At 46.4% G+C, this 1,155-nt stretch carries 1 protein-coding gene and 1 pseudogene; both read right to left on the reverse strand.

Annotated features, from left to right (window positions below; translation table 11 throughout):
* Positions 1–420 (reverse strand): annotated as a pseudogene (locus R7E78_RS24375) (molecular chaperone); the annotation flags it as partial.
* An 85-nt stretch (positions 421–505) separates the two neighbouring features.
* Positions 506–1,132, reverse strand: coding sequence for a hypothetical protein (locus R7E78_RS24380; RefSeq protein WP_178327234.1), 627 nt, complete (start codon positions 1,130–1,132; stop codon positions 506–508).
* Between the last annotated feature and the right edge of the window lie 23 nt (positions 1,133–1,155).

Below are 1,155 nucleotides of genomic sequence, written 5' to 3' on the forward strand. Positions count from 1 at the left end.
CTGAGCTTTGATGTTGTCCATCATAGCGCAAACCAGATCTTCAAAGAAGCTCAGCTGAACATCACGCAAGCCAGATGCACCAAGAAACGACTTTGGTGACTTCACGTAATAGATATCGCGTGGATCTTCTAAATAGCGGTTCAACGCTGCCTGACCAAACGCGATGTCTTCTGGCTCCAGCTCGATGCTCTCTTCTCGGTTCAAGTTGATTGCGCGGCGCAGTACCTGCTCTCCAACTTGATCAAACGGTTTGATGTCACGGTGACGAAACAGATGCTCAGACACAGACTCACGAGTCGGAGCTGCTAGGGTGGAAGGAATGAACGGGCTATCCCCTTCAAGATTTAGCAAAACAGGCTCGCCTGATTCCATTTTTGCCACTGAACAGTTTGCAGTGCCATAGTCAAAGCCAATATACATGAGTCCTCCCACTGACGAAAAAAAGGTCGGCAATGCTAACTCAATGGCACATGAATTACTACTCAAACGGTAGAGCGATTCTCGCTTATTCGCTTTCGGACGTTTCTTTTTTCATGGCAGGTAACACGACGGCTAACAATAACGCTAATAAAAGAAAAGCAGGCGTGAGTTTCAATCCTTGCCAAATTGAGTACGTGTCGTGAAACAGCCAAAAAATTCCTATCGTTAACAAGTAAGCAAAATAGCTGCTGAGCACTAAACTCATCGCGACAAAACGCGTGCGATTGATGATGAGGATTCGCACTAAATATTGGCTGAGTAAACTCGCGCAGTGCATCGCCAATTGCCAGTTGATGATAAAAAAAGCCAGAGAAACAAATCCAGCTACCAGCATGGCGTCGTGCGTACTAACAATAAAGTAGCTGCCGAAACGGCTCATCATAACAGGATAATTGCCTTCGTAGACGATGGACCAAGAGATCGCATTCGCCACTGCAATATAATTGGCAAAATAGGCAATAGCATAGAAAGTCGTGCGGGAACTAAAAGGTTGAAATACGTCCGCACAATAGCCGCGCCATTCTTCTTGATTAGCGGTGGGGCCAACCCAATTGCGTTTGTGGTCTGGGAGTCGCTCGGCAAATGCAGGGCCATTTCGAAACAGTAGCCAGAAAATATACAGCGCCAATGCAATCAACAGTATCGTCAACATACTCCCCCCTTAGAAATGTCTGT

Source organism: Vibrio sp. YT-19(2023) (assembly GCF_033337395.1).

Coding starts and splice junctions, on each gene's coding strand:
- R7E78_RS24380 (WP_178327234.1), bottom strand. CDS start 1,132: ATGTTGACGATACTGTTGATTGCATTGGCGCTGTATATTTTCTGGCTA.